A 16,287-nucleotide genomic window follows, 5' to 3' on the forward strand; every position below is an offset into this window, starting at 1 on the left:
ATGACTGCACTCAGCGGCCTTCGCGTCATCGAAATCGGTACCTTGATCGCCGCGCCGTTCGCGGCGCGCCTGCTCGGCGAGTTCGGTGCCGAGGTGATCAAGATCGAATCGATGGGGACGGGCGATCCGCTTCGTACCTGGCGCAAGATGCACGACGGCACCTCGCTGTGGTGGTACTTGCAATCGCGCAACAAACACTCCCTGGCACTCAACCTGAAGTCCGCCGACGGCATCGCCATCGTCAAGCAGCTGGTCGAAGGGGCCGACGTGCTGATCGAGAACCTGCGCCCTGGTGCGCTGGAAAAGCTCGGCCTGGGCTGGGACGTCCTGCATGCCCTCAACCCGAAGCTGACCCTGGTGCGCATTTCCGGCTATGGGCAGACCGGCCCGTACCGTGATCGACCGGGCTTCGGTGCCATCGGCGAGGCCATGGGCGGGATTCGCTACACCACCGGCACGCCTGGCAGCCCGCCGGCGCGGGTCGGTGTGAGCCTGGGCGACTCGCTGGCCTCCATGCATGCGGTCATCGGCGCGCTGATGTCGGTGCTGCGGGTCAAGACCGGGCAAGGCGAGGGCCAGGTGGTCGACGTGTCGCTGGTCGAGAGCGTGTTCAACGTCATGGAGAGCCTGGTGCCCGAGTACGCCCTAACCGGCCATGTGCGCGAGCGGACCGGCGGTGCCTTGCCAGGCATCGCACCCTCCAACACCTACCCGACCGCCGAGGGCGCCTTCGTGGTCATCGCCGGTAACAGCGACCCGATCTTCAAGCGACTGATGCAGGCGATCGGCCGGCCCGACCTGGCCCAGCGCGAGGACCTGGCCCACAACGACGGCCGTGCGCCCCAGAGCGAGATGCTCGACGCGGCCATCACCGACTGGACCTCGGCGCACCCCATCGCACATGTGCTCGACGTGCTTGACGCGGCCGAGGTTCCGTCAGGGCGCATCTACTCGGCGGCCGACATCGTCGCCGACCCTCATTACCAGGCCCGTGACATGCTGCTCGACGCCACGTTGCCAGGCGGTACCCCGGTGAAGATGCCGGGCATCGTGCCCAAGCTCTCGGACACGCCCGGCCAGGTCAACTGGCAAGGCCCGGCGCTGGGCCAGCACACCGACGAAGTCCTGCACGGGCTGGGCTTCGATGAGGCCGACATTCAACGATTCAGGCAAGCGGGGGTGGTGCAATGACGTCCAATGAAGGCCAACGATTGATCGTGCAGGAAGTGTCCCCACGCGACGGCTTGCAGATCGAGCCGACCTGGGTCGAGACCGTCGACAAGATCGCCTTGATCGATCAGCTGTCGCAGGCCGGGTTCTCCCGTATCGAAGCCGGCTCCTTCGTCTCACCCAAGGCCATCCCGGCGCTGCGTGACGGGGAGGCGGTGTTCAGCGGCATCCAGCGGCGCCCGGGCGTGCTCTACGTGGCGCTGGTGCCCAACCTCAAAGGCGCGCAGCGGGCGATGCAGGCGGGGGCGGACGAGCTGAACCTGGTGATGTCCGCCAGCCAGACCCACAACCGCGCCAACCTGCGCATGAGCCGCGAGCAGTCGCTGGCAGCGTTTGGCGACATCGTCGCGCTGGTGCAGGGCACGCCCCAGCGCCTCAACGGTTCGATCGCCACCACCTTCGGGTGCCCCTTCGAAGGCCCGATCGATGAAGACGACGTGTGCCGGATCGTCGACAGCTACCTCGAACGGGGTCTGACCGGCATCACCCTGGCCGATACCACCGGCATGGCCAATCCGCGTCAGGTCACGCGCCTGGTGAGCCGTGTGCTGGAACGGGTGCCGGCCTCGGCCTTGACGCTGCATTTCCACAATACACGGGGCCTGGGGCTGTGCAACGTGCTGGCCGCCTACGAGGCAGGTGCGCGGCGCTTCGATGCCGCGCTCGGCGGGCTCGGCGGTTGCCCGTTTGCCCCGGGGGCTTCCGGCAACATCTGCACGGAAGACCTGGTCAACCTGTGCGACGAGATGGGGATCGACACCGGCATCGACCTGGACCATCTGATCACGCTGTCGCGCACGCTGCCGGCGCTGCTGGGCCATGAGCTGCCTGGCCAGGTGGCGAAGGCCGGACGCAACTGCGACCTCCACGACGCCTCGCGCTACCTGGACACGTGACGCCGCACGCCGGGCAGCCCCTGCCTGGCGTCGGCACCGCGTCCTTTCCAGACACAACAACAATCGGGCACCCCACGGGGAAGCCTTCTGGAGAATCACATGAGTCTGTCCGCTACCTCCCTCGGCGGCATCGTCGACGATGCCAGCGCCGAAAAGGCGATCGTGCGCAAAGTGGCCTGGCGCCTGATGCCGCTGATCATGATCTGCTACCTGTTCGCCTTCTTCGACCGCATCAACATCAGCTTCGCCAAGTTCCAGCTGCAGGCCGACCTGACCTTGAGCGACACGGCCTACGGGCTGGGCGCCGGGCTGTTCGTGGTCGGTTACGTGTTGTTCGAAGTGCCCAGCAACATGATGCTCTACAAGGTCGGCGCACGACGCTGGATCGCCCGGATCATGATGTCCTGGGGCGTCGCCACGGCGCTGATGGTCTTCGTCACCGCCGAATGGCAGTTCTACGTGCTGCGTTTCGTGATCGGCGCCATGGAAGCCGGTTTCGCCCCCGGGGTGCTGTACTACCTCACGCTATGGTTCCCGCAGAGCTACCGCGGGCGCATCACCTCGACCCTGTTCCTGGCCTCGGCCTTCGCCGGGCTGCTGGGCGCACCGGTGTCGGGGCTGGTGCTCGGGCACATGGACGGGCTGCTCGACCTGCGTGGCTGGCACTGGCTGTTCCTGCTCGGGGGTGTGCCTTGTGTACTGCTGGGGTTGCTGGTGCTGGGCGTGCTCAAGGACCGCGTCGCCGATGCGCCCTGGCTGACGGCGCAGGAGAAGGCGCTGCTGTCCAGCCGCATCGCCAGCCATGAAGCCAACTCGCACGGCTCGTTGCTGGCGGCCATCAGGCTGCCGGGGTTCCTGATGCTGGGGCTGATCTACTTCCTCATCCAGGTCGCCTCCTATGGCCTGAACTTCTGGGCGCCGCAGCTGATTCGCAGCGCCGGTACCGAGAGCCCGGTGGCCATCGGGCTGCTCACCGCGATCCCCTACATCTGCGGCGCGATCAGCATGGTGGTCATCGGGCGGCTGTCCGACGCCACGGGCGAGCGTCGGAAGTTCGTCTGCGGCCTGGTGATCGTGGGCGCGATCGGTTTCTTCAGCGCCGGCATCTTCGCCCAACACACCACCTTCCTGATCGTCGCCCTGGCCTTGCTGGGGGCGGGCATCATCGCCTCGATCCCGGCGTTCTGGGCACTGCCGCCGAAGCTGCTGGCCGGTGCGGGTGCCGGTGCCGCTGGCGGGATCGCGCTGATCAATACCCTGGGCCAGTTCGGCGGCATCGTCAGCCCGGTGATGGTGGGCTACATCAAGGACGTCACCGGCAGCACCACCCCGGCGCTGTACGTGATCGGCGTCACCAGCCTGCTGGCGGCGGCCTTGCTGTTCTGGGCCTTGCCGGAGCGTCTGCGCAGCAAGGATGCCCCGAGCCGCTGACCGGAACACGCGTTCACGGCGACGAGGGTTCTGCCGCCGCGACGCGTTCACGGCCTGTCTGCGGGCTGGGGCATAAAGTTCGCGGGCGCACCGCCGACATGGTAGGCAGCGAACGATGACATTTCGACAGGGCCCTGTGCGGCCCTGGTCATCCGTCGATTCCGGTGAGCCTGGCCCTGCCAAGGTACGCCACCCGCAGCTGTCTACCGTAAAGGCCCGTGTATGCTAAAGAACGCTCCTCTGAGCGCGAAGCTGTTGCTCATTCTGATTTTCCCTTTGCTCGGGCTGCTGTTCTTCGCCGGCGGCAATGTCGTGGACAAGTACCACACCCTCACCACCATGAACCAGACCGTCGAAGCCACCACGACGGCGCAGCGGTTCAGCAACCTGATCACGTCCCTGCAGCGCGAGCGCGGTGCCAGCGGGGTCTTCCTCGGCAGCGGCGGCAAGTCCATGCAGGACAAGCTGGTCACCTATCGCCAGGAGACCGATGCCGCAGTCCAGGCCGTGCGCCACGGGTCGGCACCGGCCGATGCAGACCTGACCGAGGCGTACCGCGCGCTGGACGGGTTGGCCAGTCTGCGGTCGCAGGTCGATGGGCAGGCGATCAACAACACCGAGTCCGGTACACGCTTCACCGGCCTGATCAAAGCGCTGATCGGCTTCACCCATTCCCTGGAAACCGGTGTCGAGAACTCGACGATCCTGCGCGCCATGGGCACGCTCAACCAGTTCATCGAAATGAAGGAGCGGGCAGGGCGCGAGCGTGTGCTGCTGGGCCTGGCCTTTAGCCAGAACCGCTTCGACGCCGGGCTGCTGTCGCGCTTCGCCAGCAACCTCGGCGAATTCTCGGCCTACCTGGACACGTCGCAACGCCGTGCCACGGCCCAGGTGCGGGCCGAGCTTGAGGCCGTGCTGCAACAGCCAGGCTCCCAGGAGGTGGCACGCTTGCAGCAGCTGGCTTATACCACCCCATTGGGTGATCCGCTCAACGTCAAACCCGAAGCGTGGTTTACCTTGGCCACCGCGCGCATCGATCAGATCGGCAAGGTCGAGGTCAACCAGAGCGAGAGCGTGCGCCAGCTGGCGTTGCATACCCGCGATGCCGCCGCCCATAGCCTGTGGCTGACCTTGGGCGCGGTGCTGATCGTGCTGGGTGTAGTGCTGGCGTTGTCGTTCATCATCATCCGCGAGATCAACCGGGCGGTGGGTGGCATCAACGGGGCGCTGGTGGCGCTGTCCAGGCGCGACCTGACCGCCCACGTGCAGTATCAGGGTCGTGACGAGTTCGGCCAGATCGCGAGCAACCTGAACAACATGGCCGTGCAGATCCGCCAGGTGATCCAGGAGATCGGCAATGCCACCTCGCAGGTCGCGACCGCGGCCGAGGAGGCGTCGGCGGTGGCGGTGCAGACCAGCCAGAGCGTGGCCCAGCAGCGCACCGGCACCGATCAGGTCGCCACGGCCATCAACCAGATGAGCGCGACGGTCAGGGACGTGGCGCGCAGCACCACCGAAGCCTCGGAAATGTCCCAGCAGGCCAACGCCAACACCGCCCAGGGCCGCAGCGAGATCGAGCGCTCGGTGCAACTGGTGCAGGCGTTGTCGGAGCAGGCCGAACAGACGGCGACGATCATCGACGAACTCAAGCGCGAGAGCGATTCGATCTCCTCGGTGGTGGACGTGATCCGCGGCGTGGCCGAGCAGACCAACCTGCTGGCGCTGAACGCGGCCATCGAAGCGGCCCGGGCAGGCGAGCAGGGCCGGGGCTTTGCCGTGGTCGCCGACGAGGTCCGGCACCTGGCGCAGAAGACCCAGGAGTCGACCGTCAGCATCCAGGCGATGATCGGCAAGCTGCAGGACGGTTCCGACCGGGCAGCCTCCTCGATGCAGGAAACCCTCGACAAGGCCAAGACCGGCGCCAGCAACGTGGAGCGCGCAGGCCAGCGCCTGGTGGAGATCGCCGAAGGCATCGCCACCATCAGTGATCGCAACATTCAGGTGGCGTCGGCCGCTGAAGAGCAGACCCTGGTGGCCGAAGAAATCAGCCGCAACGTCAACGACATCAACGACCTGGTGATTCAGGTCAGCGCCGGTGCCGAGCAGACGGCGGCGACCAGTCGCGAACTGGCCCGCCTGGCCGAGCAGCAACAAGCCTTGGTAGGACGTTTCAAGGTGTAAGGGCAGGGCACCAGGGTGTCGCCTGACGACGTCCTGGCGCCCGTGGCTGGCCTCAGGCTTCGCAGTAGTCGCGCCAGCCGATCTTCACCGCACCGTTCTCCACTTCGTCGACACGCACCCCGGCGGTCTCGGTCAATTCCTGCAACACGCGTCGCCAGTCTGCCGGGTCTTCGTTGGGCAGTCTGGACACCGTGATGCTCTGGATGCGCTGGACGCGCGGGTCGGCGATGAGCCGCTGGACGCGATGACCGATCTGCTCATAGGTGCGGGGTTTGGTCTGGGTGAAGTCGGGCTGATGAAGCATGATGTGAACCTCCATTTCTACTGCTGTATATGTGTACAGTAGTGAAGGTGTAGGAAATTGGCAACGGAAATGTAGGACTGTTTGGACGCCTGTCTTGGCGGGTGGAGACGGCGTACAGCCGACAAAGCGCAAGGCCTAGCCCAGATACGCCGAAACCTGGGTGGCTGGCGCTTCAACGTGCCTGTCGCTCGGGTTCAGAGCTTCATCAAGGCACGCACCACCACCCCGATGATCCGACAGTCGCCCGCGCACATTTCCGTCGGATAGGCCGGGTTCAATGGCTTGAGATACCGCCGCCCCCCATCTTCGACCAGCTTCTTGAACGTCGCCTCGTTACTGTCCGCCAGCTTGGCGATCACCAGCTTGCCGTGCTGCGCGTCGGCCTCAGTGTCGACCAGGATCAACGTGCCCTCGGCGATGCTCTGGCCCACCGGCGCCGTCATCGAATCGCCCTTGACCTCCAGCCAGAACGCGGTGCCCTTGGCGTCGTATTCGGACAGCTCGTACCGGTCGGAAAACCCAGGCGGGAAGGGCTCGACCGCCTCGGCCCAGGCCCCGGCGGCGACCCAGCTGATCACCGGGTAGCGGAAGGTGAGGGTGGGTTGCTCGGTCGGCGCGACATTGGTCTGCGGCGCAGGCGTCGTGCGCTCGGGCAGCATGGGGCCGAGCGCCTCGGACAGCCAGATCGCGTTCACACCACAGACGTGGGCGATCTTGGGCAAATGCGCGCTTTGCAGGTTCTTGCCCGTTTCCAGCTGGGAGATGACCGGCTGCTCCACGCCCACCTGCTGGGCCAGGGCTTTCTGGGTCAGCTGGGCATGCTGGCGGGCGGCTTTGAGGCGTTCGGCGAGTGTCTTCATGGGGGCAGTGTATAAGTTTGCTTATCCTCTTGCCAATAAGCATGCTTCTTTCTACAGTATAAGCATGCTTATCAAGGCGGCCTCTGGCGCCTGTCATGAGCCCCTTTCAACACGCGACGCCTTGGCGTCCATTCGGCCTCCGCGTCCAGCGCCGCCTGCGCCTGACCGGAACGCCGAGCCACGGAGATCTCGACATGCGCCTGAACACGGCACGACAAGCCTGGCACGACTGCTACCACACCCCTTCCGACCAGCAAGGTCGCGCGCTCGAGCGCCTGGGCGCGCTGGGTACACGCGTGCAGGTCACCACTGGGCAGCGTGGCGCGGGCCGTGCTGCCCACCAGGCCCTGGCCGGCAGGGTCCAGGCCGCCATCGCTACGTTGCGCCGACCGCTCAAGGCGTTCGGCGACTTCATGTACTGCCCGCAGTTGGACACCGACACCCAGGAGGTCGCTCAGGAGGTGGTGTTCACGCTGGTGCAGCAACGCTCGCCCCGCATGACGGCTGCCAAGCGCGAGCAGCTCGACTACGTGGTCAAGGGCGTCATGGCACGCTATCGGTACATGCATCAGGGCGGACAATCGGCCAACGCCGACCCGCTGGCTGCGCCGGAAGCTTTCCGCGCCTGGCTGGATGCGCACTATGGCGTGGCGCTGGAGTCGACCAACTGGACGCGCAACTGGGGCGGCGCCGTGAGCCTGATCTTCGCCTGCTGCGAGGACCTCGATGCCGTGGTGCTGGCGCCGGTCATCGACGCATTGCAGGTCATGAAAAAAAGTGCGTGAGGGGGGTTGCGCTCCGGTGCGGCTGGTGGCAAGATTTCCTCACTTTCGAAGTTTCGCCCAGCGCGAAGCGGATCAAGAAACCGGCCCCTGAGCCGGTTTTTTTGTGCCTGCAAAAAGGCTCGCCCCAGCGTTCGGCTGAGGCCAGGGGGCATCACGCGCTTCCTGCTTCGTACGGCTTCAGCGCGCCGACAGGCTCGCTTCTTTTCTCCGACTGCCCCGTGCAGTCTCTGCTTCTGGACAGACCCCATGGACCCTTCCGATTTCGGCCCGGGCACAGCCACCTGGCTGGGCGGTACGGGCACCGTGCTGCTGGGCGGCTTTCTCTGGCTGCGCAAGTTTCTCTCCAAGGATGCTGCCGACCGGGCCATGGACACGGCCGACATCGGCGTGGTCCGGCGCCTCAACGAGCTGCTCGACTCCGAGCGCGAGGCGCGCTTGCAGGCCGAAGCGCGTGCCGATCAGTTCGCCAAGGAACGCAATGAGCTCGCCGCCGCCGTGGGCCGCATGGAAGGCAAGATCGAAGCGCTGACCGGCCAGGTCGAGCGCCTGACCGAAAAGGTCACCACCCAGAGCGAAGAGATCGCCCGGCTTCGGCCGCGGATAGGAGGCAGCGCCTGATGGACCGATGTGCATTGGAATTCATGGCCCGACGCTGGTGGCGTCGGGTCGAGGTCTGGCTGATCGCGACTTTGCTGCTCAGCGGCGGCGTCGTGCTGGGCTATCAAGCGGCCTGCTGGACGCTCGCCGAGGTCCAGGCCCGGCAGGTCGAAGAGATTCGACGCGCCTACGATACGGCCTTGAGCGAGCGTGATCGCCGCCTGGACGAGCTGGCCCGTCGCACGGATGTCGCCGTGACCAAGGCTGCGCGTGCGGCCACGGCAGCGACCCAGGCCGTGGACAAGGCGGACGAGGCGCTGGCCAAAGGCGAGCCCTGACCAGGGCGAAGGTGCCTGACGCGGCCTTCTCCCTACACCGTGCGTGAGTCCTTGCGCACGTCCCCCTCTGCTTTCACCCCGCAGTAAACCCCAACCCGCCCCGTGCGGGTTTTTTCGTTTCTACCCAAAAGGAAAATCACCATGGCTACACGTTTCTCCCTCCCCAACGGCGCTGTTCTCGAAATCGCCAGTGCCCTGGGCGCTCCCGTTGCCTTCACCGCACTGAGCAACGCCAACCCACCGGTGGCCACCGCCGCCGGCCACAAGCTCAAGAACGACGACGTGCTGCTGGTCAACTCCGGCTGGTCGTTGATCAACGATCGCGCCGCCCGGGTCAGCAAGGCCGCGACCGATACCTTCGCCCTGGGCGGTCTCGACACCTCGCGCGCCGACAGATATGGCGCCGGCGCGGGCGTGGGCGCCGTCACCCCGGTCACGGGCTGGGCACCGATCTCCAAGGTCACGGCGTTCACCTCCTCGGGCGGTGAGCAACAGTACCTGACCGTCGGCTACCTGGAAGACGACGTCGACCGTCAATTCCCCACCAACCGCACCCCCAGCACCCTGGCGATCACCGTCGAGGACCAGCCCACGGCGGCGTACGTCGGGCTGGTCGAGTCCTACAGCGAAACCAAGACGCTGGCCGTGGTCCGTCTCAAGCTGCCCAACGGTGACCAGATTCTCTACCCCGGCTACGTCAGCCTCACCAGCACCCCGACCCTCGAGCGCAACAGCCTCATGACCCGCACGCTCAGCATCGCGCTGTCGGGCCTGCCGCTGCGCTACCTCGCCGCTGCCTAAGGAGCCGCCATGACCACGATCAAAATTGCGCAAGACCCGACGTTCACCGCGTCGGTGCCGCTGCCGCGGGTCGGCGGCGAATCGACCCCAGTCGAGTTCGAGTTCCGCTACCTGGACCGCCTGGCCCTGGCCGAGCTGTTCGACCGCTGGAACGCCGCCCGCGAGGCATTGACCGCTCGTGCCAGCGAACCCGGCGTGCGCTGGGCCGAGATCACCGCCCAGGAAATCGAGTTCCAGGTGGACCAGCTCCAGGCCATCGTCACCGGTTGGGCATTGGACGACGCCTTCGACGTCGCCGCGCTGCACCAACTGGTCGGGGCCTGCGCCGGTGCGCCAAAGGCGGTCATCGAGGCCTACCAGGCCGCTTACACCCCGGCTCGCCTGGGAAACTGAGAGCGGCGGCCCGGGCGATCTATGCACGCAGCCCCGATGCCGAACAGCTGGCCAGTTTCGGCCTGACCCCCACCGACCTGCCTGAGCAGACGGTGGAGGTCTGGCCGGACGCCTGGCCTGCGTTCCGGCTCTTCGAAGCCCTTGGCACGCAATGGCGCCAAGGCTCGGGGCGCCCTACGGGGCTGGACTATGGCGTGGTTCCGGCGGTGGCCTCGATGCTGGGCATCGACCGCCACGCGCTGGCCGCGCTGTTTTCCGATCTGCGTGTCATGGAGGCAGAAGCCCTGGCCGCCATGGCCGAAACCGCGGAGTAAACTATGACGACCATTGCCGAATTTGGAGTACGGGTCGATTCAAATGACGTTGTTCAAGCCGCTGCCAATCTGGATGCATTGACCGACGCGATCAAGCGTGGAGAAGCGGCGGCGCGTGAAACAAGTATCGCGTGGAGTTCGATCTTGGTGACCCTGCAGGACAGTGCCCTGCAGACAAGCCAACACGTTCAGGCCGTTAGCGCAAGCCAGGCTGAACTGGCTCAGCAAATGGTAGCGCTGGCGAGTGTCGTTACGCTTGCATCAGGTTCAGTCCAAGCCGCCGTTGGCAACTTGGCCGCACTGCAAGCAGGCGCTACGCAAACACGTGGCAGCCTGCTCGAAATGGCAGGGAGTTTCAACACGAGTGCCGACTTCGTCAAGAACGCCAAAGGCGCAATTGATGGGTTCGGGTTGTCAATGCCGCCATTGTCTCCAGGACTTATCGCCATAGGTACAGCAGCCAGTGCCGCAGGCGCTGCGTTAGGCGTATTGGCCTATGGTTATACCCAGGGTAGCAAAGAAGCCCAAGCCTATAATCAAGCGCTTGTGATGACGGGCAATTATGCAGGTACATCGACAGCTGCGCTCAGCGACATGGCTGTGCGCGTTGGCGCTGCGAACGGCTCGGTGGGTGAAGCGGCGAGTGTGCTGACGCAACTGGCCGGCACGGGCCAGTTGGCTGAAGGCAGTTTTGAGAGCATTGCCAATGCTGCATTGGCAATGGAAGAGGCCACAGGAAAGTCTATCGAGTCGACGGTCGCAGAGTTTGTGCGTATTGCCCAAGATCCTGTCAGTGCGGCAAAGGCGCTTGACGATCAGTATCACTTTCTGACGGCGTCGACCTATACGCAAATCGCGGCACTTCAACAGCAGGGGGATGAAATCGGCGCCACGCAATTGCTGACGGAGACCTTTGCACAGACATTACAAACACGAGCAGGCTCCATTGTCAGTCATTTGAACGTCGTGGAGCTTCGTTGGAACGCCATCAAGCGTGCGGCCGCAGGTGCGCTGGACGCCATCGTGGACATCGGTAGGCAGGACACGCTAGCGCAGCAAATCGCCACGCTAGAAACGAAACTGGCGACCCCCACTGCCTATTCAAGCATTCCCATAGCCTTTGACGATAATCCTAATTTGATGGCGCGTAATACCACGCGCGAGGAGGATGAAGAAAAGCTGCGGCTGCTCAGGCTGCAACAAAAAGAGCGAGACGAAACAACACGGCGCGCTGCAGAGGCTGCACGCCGAGAGCGCCAGGAACTCGAAGAGGCGCAACAGCGAGCACAAGAAGCGTTGAACGCCCCCCCACGACCCCCTCGCTTGACCGCCGTCGTGGCAAGCGTGCCTCGTACAGACGTCAGCACAAGTCCACCGCTTCTACCTCCCAACGCTCCGGCTAAGGCTCCCTCGGACACGCCCAAGGAAACATCGGCCGAGGCATCCCAGGTCTTTATCGAGCAGCTTGAACGTCAGCGCAAGGCATTGGAGCGCTCTGGTGAGTTGGCTGCCAAAGCGCTTGGTTTAGGCGAGCGGCAGAGTAACGTGCAAGCACAAACCGAGGCAGCCACCACTCGATTCGATGAGGAGAGAGACAAGCTCGGCGCCAAACGCAGAGCCTCACCGCAACAGTACGATGAACACACCTATCGTACGGATCTCGCTGCGCTGGACAAGGCCGAAACTGCTTATAAAGAAACGGTGCTCGCTAATTATGAAGCGATGAACGAGGCGCGGGGGGACTGGCGTAGAGGCGCTTCTTCGGCATTCCAGAGTTACCTCGAGCACGCCCAAGACGTGGCGGGGCAGACGAAGACTTTATTCACCAATGCCTTCAGCTCGATGGAGAATGCTGTAGTCACGTTCGCGATGACAGGCAAGTTTTCGTTCACGGATTTTACTCGGTCCATTCTCAGCGATATGGCGCGCGTTGCAGCACAGCAAGCAGCCTCTGGTCTGTTATCAGGTATAGCAAGTCTCGCCACCACGGCAATCAGTGCATGGGCTGGAGGAGGTTCAGCCGGGGCAGGCAGCAGTGTCGGCTCCGCAGCAGGCAGCGACAACGACATGTTCAGTCTGGCCAATGCGTCGTCAGGTATGACCTACGGGAGCAGGGGGTTCTCTGCAGGCGGCTACACCGGCCCCGGCAACAAGTACGACCCCGCCGGGATCGTCCACGCCGGGGAGTTCGTCCTGCGCCGCGAAGTGGTCAGCCAGCCCGGCATGCGCAACTACCTCGACCACCTCAATGCCCGTGGTTATGCCGACGGTGGCCTGGTCACCCCTCTGGCCGTTGCACGACCTGCCACCGGCAGCGGCATGGCGATCCATGTCAGCACCACCGTCAACGTCGCCGATTCCGGCGCGGGCGACCCCGGCAAAGGCCTGGATCAACAGGCGTTGCAACAGAACATGGAGAAACAGATGAAAGCGGCAGCAGACAGGGCCGTGGCGGATTCGTGGCGGCCCGGTGGCGTGAGCCATCGCAACACCCTGGGGAGACGCTGATGGCGATCGAACGATTTCTCTGGCCCACCCAGCGTGGCGGCGCGACCACGGTGGAGTACCGCACACGGCAAGCGCGCTTTGGCGGCGGCTACCGGCAGGTGGTCGGCGATGGCCCCAACAACCGGGAAGACAGCCATGCCATCACCGTGACGGCTGACAGGCAGACGATGCAGGCGATCCTGGCCTTCTTCGACCGCCACGCCGGTGCCAAGGCCTTTCTCTGGACCACACCGCTTGGCGAACTCGGCCTGTACACCTGCGCCGATCCCGCGACCACGCCCGTGGGAGGGGGCCGGTTCACCGTGACCGGGACCTTCCAGCGGGCCTACCACCCTTGAGGAGCGCCCATGTCGCTGATCAAACAGATCCAGGCCCTGGAGCCTGGTAGCGAGGTGCTGTTGTTCGAGCTCGACGGCTCGGCGTTCGGCGCCGGCGTGCTGCGCTTTCATGGGCACGCCATCCCCCATACGCCCGAGCAGCTGGCGGCGGCTGGCGATGCCGCCGACCAGCTGCCGGCGCGACCGATCTGGTGGCAAGGCCAGCTGTACAGCGCCTGGCCCATGGAGCTCACCGGCATCGAAGCCAACTCGGACGGCACGGCCGTGCGGCCCACCCTCACGGTCGGCAACGTGGAGGGGCGCATCACGGCGCTGTGCCTGGCCTTCGACAACCTGCTGGAGTTCAAGCTGACCTTGCGCCACACCCTGGCGCGTTACCTGGATGCGGCCAACTACCCCGAGGGCAACCCCGAGGCCGACCCCAGCGAGGAGGCCCTCGATGTCTGGTACATCGACCAGAAAGTCAGCGAGAACGGCACCACGGTCGCCTGGGAGCTGGCCAGCCCCGGCGATGTCGGCGGCGAGACCATCGGCCGGCAGATGACCCAGCTGTGCCATTGGGCGATGACCGCCGGCTATCGCGGCCCGGATTGCGGCTACACCGGTCCGGCCTACGACCTGGAAGGCGAGCCCACCGACGATCCGGCCCGGGACCAGTGCAACGGCTGCCTGGATTCCGGCTGCGTGGTGCGTTTCGGGCCAGGTAATCCCTTGTCGTTCGGCGGGTTTCCTGCCGTTTCGCTGATCGCCAGGAGTTGACCATGCGCAAACACATACTGGCTGCCGTGCAGGCGCATGCTGCCGAGAGCTACCCCCGCGAAGCCTGCGGGCTGTTGCTGGCGATCGGTCGCCGTCAGGTCTATGTGCCCTGCGAAAACACCGCCCGCGAGCCGGCCGAGGAGTTTCGCATCACGCCCGAAGCCTATGCCGACGCCGAAGCGCAGGGCGAGGTGATCGGCATCGTCCACTCGCACCCCGATGCCACCAGCCGACCGTCGCCCCGCGACCTGGCCATGTGCGAAGCCACCGGGGTGCCCTGGCACATCCTGTCCTGGCCGGAGAACGACCTGCGCACACTGGTTCCTACCGGGCACACGCCGCTGCTCGGACGACCCTTCGTGCATGGCGCCTGGGATTGCTGGCAGGTGTGCGCCGACTGGTATGCACGCGAGTGGGGCCTGGCGTTCCCTGCCTATGGCCGTGAGGACGGCTGGTGGGAGCGCGCCGAGGGGCCCAGCCTGTACGAAGAAGCCTACGCCGCGGCAGGTTTCGAACCGGTCAGCCAGCTCCAGCGCGGCGACCTGGTGGTGATGGCCGTGGGGCGTACCGCGCACCCCAACCATGCCGGCATCTACCTGGGCGACACCCCGCAACTGCCGGGCGAGCCCACCGACGTGCATGGGCCAGGGCCTTTCCTGCTGCACCACCTGTATGGCCGGCCCTCGGAGATCATCGTGTTCGGTGGGCCCTGGCGGGACCGTACCCGGTTGATCCTGCGTCACCGCGATGCGCCCAAGGCCATACGACCACTCGACCCCGCCACCCCCTGAACCGAGGAGGTTCGCATGAAACGAAATATGGAGCTGATCCGCGCGCTGCTCACCACAGTCGAAGCGCTGCCCGACCTGGACGCCACGCTGCGCCCGGATCAGCTGGAAGGCTACGCGCCTGAGGCAGTGACGTACCACATGCTCCTGCTGCAACAAGCCGGTTACCTCGAGGTGACGGTGACCGAGTACGTCGGGGAAGGCCTGGACTGCATCGCTCGTCGATTGACCTGGGACGGGCAGGCGTACCTGGCCACGTTGCGTGAGCCTGATGAGCAGGCTTAGCGCGAAGGCGCACGTCCTCGACCAGACGGTGATTCGCGTGGCCACCGTGCGGGCGTTTCTCACTCAATCGGAGGCTTGCCATGTCAACCCTGCTTGCCGGTGACCCGATGACGGTCATCAAACTGTCCGGACCATTGGCGCGACGTTTTGGGCGGATTCATCGTCGGTGCCTGGACGTCAGAAGCTTCAAGGACGCCTGCCGCGCACTGGGCGCGACGCTGCCCGGTTTCGACGAGGAAATCCGCCGCCTAGACCGCCTCGGCATGCGCTTCGCGATCTTCCGCAATGGCCGCAACATCGGCCAGGACGAATTCGAGCGAGGCGGCGCCCGCGAGGTCCGCATCGTCCCGATCGCCGAAGGCAGCAAGCGCAGCGGTTCCTTCCAGACCGTCCTTGGCGCCGTGCTGATCGCGGTTGGCTTTGTCTTGAGCTTTACCCCGCTGGCCGCCGCTTCGCCCTTTTTCTACAAGGTCGGCGCCAGCTTCATGATCAGCGGCGCCTTGCAGATGTTGAGCCCGCAAGCCAAGGGATTGATGCAGAGCGGCGCGCCAGAAAACCTGCCGTCCTATGCCTTCGGTGGCGCCAGGAACACCACGGCCAGTGGTAACCCCGTGCCCCTGTGCATCGGCCGCCGCCGATGGGGCGGGGCGGTTATCTCGGCGTCCATCGAGGCACAGGACACCCATTGACCAACCTGCAGGCGAACCGCCCTGGCGAAGCTGGAGCCTGCTCAGGAGGCGCGATGAGCGCAATCGTTTATACACCGATGACCGACATCCGGTTGTCCGGGTCATTGGCCCGTAGGTTCGGCCGGGTTCACCGCCGTCAGCTCGACAGCGGCGACACCTGGGAAGTCTTCAAGGCCTTGAAAGCTACGCTGAGCGGCTTCGAAGACGAAATCAGGCGACTGGATCGCCTGGGCATGCGTTTCGCCATCTTCCGTAACCGCAAGAACGTGACACCTGAGGTCTTTGATCGAGGCGGCACACGCGAGTTGCGCATCGTGCCCGTGGTGGGGGGCAGCAAGCGTGCAGGGGGCATGCAGATCGTCGTGGGTCTGGTGATCCTGGCGGCGGTTGCCTTTCTGGGGCCCGCAGGAGGCATAGCGGGGGCACTTTCGGCGGGCGGTGCTTGGGGAACCGCTGCAACGATCGGCATCAGCATGGCCGTGGGCGGCGCGCTGCAATTGATCAGCCCGCAGCCGCAAGGTTTGTCCACGAGCGCTGCGCCGGAAAACAGGCCGTCCTACGCCTTCGGCAGTGCCAGGAACACCACGGCCAGTGGCAACCCGGTAGCGCTGTGCATTGGCCAGCGTCGCTGGGGTGGCGCGGTCATCTCGGCGTCGATCGAGGCGCAGGACAAGGCCTAGTGGCGCCGGGCAGGCCCGCTCACCCATGATCACGTCCCTATGAGGCCGGCTGCCAAGGACCTGTGGGCTTGCCCGCGATGCAGGCAGTGACGGAACGGACGCTATCGCGG

Annotated in this window: 19 protein-coding genes; 17 read left to right on the forward strand and 2 right to left on the reverse strand. The window is 65.3% G+C overall.

Annotated features, from left to right (window positions below):
• The 4 genes from APT63_07105 (at position 1) to APT63_07120 (ending at position 5,738) form a co-directional block, all read left to right on the forward strand.
• A complete protein-coding gene (locus tag APT63_07105) occupies positions 1 to 1,191 on the forward strand; it encodes a carnitine dehydratase (protein AMA45416.1) in 1,191 nt (396 codons plus the stop codon).
• The gene (locus APT63_07110; protein AMA45417.1) at positions 1,188 to 2,126 is read left to right on the forward strand and encodes a hydroxymethylglutaryl-CoA lyase; all 939 of its coding nucleotides are present in this window, start codon (positions 1,188 to 1,190) and stop codon (positions 2,124 to 2,126) included. The genes APT63_07105 and APT63_07110 overlap by 4 nt, the downstream gene beginning before the upstream one ends.
• A gap of 99 nt (positions 2,127 to 2,225) precedes the next feature.
• Positions 2,226 to 3,557, forward strand: a complete 1,332-nt coding sequence (locus APT63_07115) for an MFS transporter permease (GenBank protein ID AMA45418.1) — start codon at positions 2,226 to 2,228, stop codon at positions 3,555 to 3,557.
• A gap of 222 nt (positions 3,558 to 3,779) precedes the next feature.
• Positions 3,780 to 5,738 (forward strand): chemotaxis protein, encoded by a 1,959-nt coding sequence (locus tag APT63_07120; protein ID AMA45419.1) that lies wholly within the window; start codon positions 3,780 to 3,782, stop codon positions 5,736 to 5,738.
• 52 nt (positions 5,739 to 5,790) lie between these two features.
• On the opposite strand, the gene APT63_07125 is transcribed toward APT63_07120, so the two are convergent.
• On the reverse strand, positions 5,791 to 6,042 hold the full coding sequence (locus tag APT63_07125; protein ID AMA45420.1) for a hypothetical protein: 252 nt from the start codon (positions 6,040 to 6,042) through the stop codon (positions 5,791 to 5,793).
• A gap of 194 nt (positions 6,043 to 6,236) precedes the next feature.
• Positions 6,237 to 6,902: a repressor gene (locus APT63_07130; protein ID AMA45421.1), complete on the reverse strand. Its 666-nt coding sequence runs from the start codon at positions 6,900 to 6,902 to the stop codon at positions 6,237 to 6,239.
• 194 nt (positions 6,903 to 7,096) lie between these two features.
• On the opposite strand from APT63_07130, the gene APT63_07135 reads away from it, so the two are divergent.
• The 13 genes from APT63_07135 to APT63_07195 all read left to right on the forward strand — a co-directional run bounded on the left by APT63_07135 (position 7,097) and on the right by APT63_07195 (position 16,177).
• Positions 7,097 to 7,687, forward strand: a complete 591-nt coding sequence (locus APT63_07135) for a hypothetical protein (protein AMA45422.1) — start codon at positions 7,097 to 7,099, stop codon at positions 7,685 to 7,687.
• A 246-nt stretch (positions 7,688 to 7,933) separates the two neighbouring features.
• A complete protein-coding gene (locus APT63_07140; GenBank protein ID AMA45423.1) occupies positions 7,934 to 8,305 on the forward strand; it encodes a chemotaxis protein in 372 nt (123 codons plus the stop codon).
• Positions 8,305 to 8,622, forward strand: coding sequence for a hypothetical protein (locus APT63_07145; GenBank protein AMA45424.1), 318 nt, complete (start codon positions 8,305 to 8,307; stop codon positions 8,620 to 8,622). The genes APT63_07140 and APT63_07145 overlap by 1 nt, the downstream gene beginning before the upstream one ends.
• Before the next feature lie 141 nt (positions 8,623 to 8,763).
• The gene (locus APT63_07150) at positions 8,764 to 9,423 is read left to right on the forward strand and encodes a phage tail protein (GenBank protein ID AMA45425.1); all 660 of its coding nucleotides are present in this window, start codon (positions 8,764 to 8,766) and stop codon (positions 9,421 to 9,423) included.
• A gap of 9 nt (positions 9,424 to 9,432) precedes the next feature.
• The gene (locus APT63_07155) at positions 9,433 to 9,816 is read left to right on the forward strand and encodes a hypothetical protein (GenBank protein AMA45426.1); all 384 of its coding nucleotides are present in this window, start codon (positions 9,433 to 9,435) and stop codon (positions 9,814 to 9,816) included.
• 62 nt (positions 9,817 to 9,878) lie between these two features.
• Complete coding sequence (locus APT63_07160; protein ID AMA47813.1) at positions 9,879 to 10,130, forward strand: hypothetical protein; 252 nt, start codon at positions 9,879 to 9,881, stop codon at positions 10,128 to 10,130.
• Positions 10,131 to 10,133: 3 nt separating this feature from the next.
• Positions 10,134 to 12,638 carry a hypothetical protein gene (locus APT63_07165; GenBank protein ID AMA45427.1) on the forward strand — a complete coding sequence of 835 codons (2,505 nt, stop codon included), beginning with the start codon at positions 10,134 to 10,136 and terminating at the stop codon, positions 12,636 to 12,638.
• Positions 12,638 to 12,976, forward strand: a complete 339-nt coding sequence (locus APT63_07170) for a phage tail protein (GenBank protein AMA45428.1) — start codon at positions 12,638 to 12,640, stop codon at positions 12,974 to 12,976. The genes APT63_07165 and APT63_07170 overlap by 1 nt, the downstream gene beginning before the upstream one ends.
• A 9-nt stretch (positions 12,977 to 12,985) precedes the next feature.
• Positions 12,986 to 13,735: a phage tail protein gene (locus APT63_07175; protein ID AMA45429.1), complete on the forward strand. Its 750-nt coding sequence runs from the start codon at positions 12,986 to 12,988 to the stop codon at positions 13,733 to 13,735.
• Between the two features lie 2 nt (positions 13,736 to 13,737).
• Positions 13,738 to 14,526 carry a hydrolase Nlp/P60 gene (locus tag APT63_07180; protein ID AMA45430.1) on the forward strand — a complete coding sequence of 263 codons (789 nt, stop codon included), beginning with the start codon at positions 13,738 to 13,740 and terminating at the stop codon, positions 14,524 to 14,526.
• Between the two features lie 27 nt (positions 14,527 to 14,553).
• A complete protein-coding gene (locus APT63_07185) occupies positions 14,554 to 14,808 on the forward strand; it encodes a hypothetical protein (protein ID AMA45431.1) in 255 nt (84 codons plus the stop codon).
• Positions 14,809 to 14,888: 80 nt separating this feature from the next.
• Positions 14,889 to 15,497: a phage tail protein gene (locus APT63_07190; GenBank protein ID AMA45432.1), complete on the forward strand. Its 609-nt coding sequence runs from the start codon at positions 14,889 to 14,891 to the stop codon at positions 15,495 to 15,497.
• A 53-nt stretch (positions 15,498 to 15,550) separates the two neighbouring features.
• Positions 15,551 to 16,177, forward strand: coding sequence for a phage tail protein (locus APT63_07195; GenBank protein AMA45433.1), 627 nt, complete (start codon positions 15,551 to 15,553; stop codon positions 16,175 to 16,177).
• Positions 16,178 to 16,287 lie beyond the last annotated feature (110 nt).

The organism is Pseudomonas monteilii (assembly GCA_001534745.1).
GTDB classification, from domain to species: domain Bacteria; phylum Pseudomonadota; class Gammaproteobacteria; order Pseudomonadales; family Pseudomonadaceae; genus Aquipseudomonas; species Aquipseudomonas alabamensis.

Excerpts from the sequence above, each read along its gene's own strand:
- APT63_07105 (AMA45416.1), top strand. The coding sequence starts at position 1 with ATGACTGCACTCAGCGGCCTTCGCGTCATCGAAATCGGTACCTTGATC.
- APT63_07110 (AMA45417.1), top strand. The coding sequence starts at position 1,188 with ATGACGTCCAATGAAGGCCAACGATTGATCGTGCAGGAAGTGTCCCCA.
- APT63_07115 (AMA45418.1), top strand. The coding sequence starts at position 2,226 with ATGAGTCTGTCCGCTACCTCCCTCGGCGGCATCGTCGACGATGCCAGC.
- APT63_07120 (AMA45419.1), top strand. The coding sequence starts at position 3,780 with ATGCTAAAGAACGCTCCTCTGAGCGCGAAGCTGTTGCTCATTCTGATT.
- APT63_07125 (AMA45420.1), bottom strand. The coding sequence starts at position 6,042 with ATGCTTCATCAGCCCGACTTCACCCAGACCAAACCCCGCACCTATGAG.
- APT63_07130 (AMA45421.1), bottom strand. The coding sequence starts at position 6,902 with ATGAAGACACTCGCCGAACGCCTCAAAGCCGCCCGCCAGCATGCCCAG.
- APT63_07135 (AMA45422.1), top strand. The coding sequence starts at position 7,097 with ATGCGCCTGAACACGGCACGACAAGCCTGGCACGACTGCTACCACACC.
- APT63_07140 (AMA45423.1), top strand. The coding sequence starts at position 7,934 with ATGGACCCTTCCGATTTCGGCCCGGGCACAGCCACCTGGCTGGGCGGT.
- APT63_07145 (AMA45424.1), top strand. The coding sequence starts at position 8,305 with ATGGACCGATGTGCATTGGAATTCATGGCCCGACGCTGGTGGCGTCGG.
- APT63_07150 (AMA45425.1), top strand. The coding sequence starts at position 8,764 with ATGGCTACACGTTTCTCCCTCCCCAACGGCGCTGTTCTCGAAATCGCC.
- APT63_07155 (AMA45426.1), top strand. The coding sequence starts at position 9,433 with ATGACCACGATCAAAATTGCGCAAGACCCGACGTTCACCGCGTCGGTG.
- APT63_07165 (AMA45427.1), top strand. The coding sequence starts at position 10,134 with ATGACGACCATTGCCGAATTTGGAGTACGGGTCGATTCAAATGACGTT.
- APT63_07170 (AMA45428.1), top strand. The coding sequence starts at position 12,638 with ATGGCGATCGAACGATTTCTCTGGCCCACCCAGCGTGGCGGCGCGACC.
- APT63_07175 (AMA45429.1), top strand. The coding sequence starts at position 12,986 with ATGTCGCTGATCAAACAGATCCAGGCCCTGGAGCCTGGTAGCGAGGTG.
- APT63_07180 (AMA45430.1), top strand. The coding sequence starts at position 13,738 with ATGCGCAAACACATACTGGCTGCCGTGCAGGCGCATGCTGCCGAGAGC.
- APT63_07185 (AMA45431.1), top strand. The coding sequence starts at position 14,554 with ATGGAGCTGATCCGCGCGCTGCTCACCACAGTCGAAGCGCTGCCCGAC.
- APT63_07190 (AMA45432.1), top strand. The coding sequence starts at position 14,889 with ATGTCAACCCTGCTTGCCGGTGACCCGATGACGGTCATCAAACTGTCC.
- APT63_07195 (AMA45433.1), top strand. The coding sequence starts at position 15,551 with ATGAGCGCAATCGTTTATACACCGATGACCGACATCCGGTTGTCCGGG.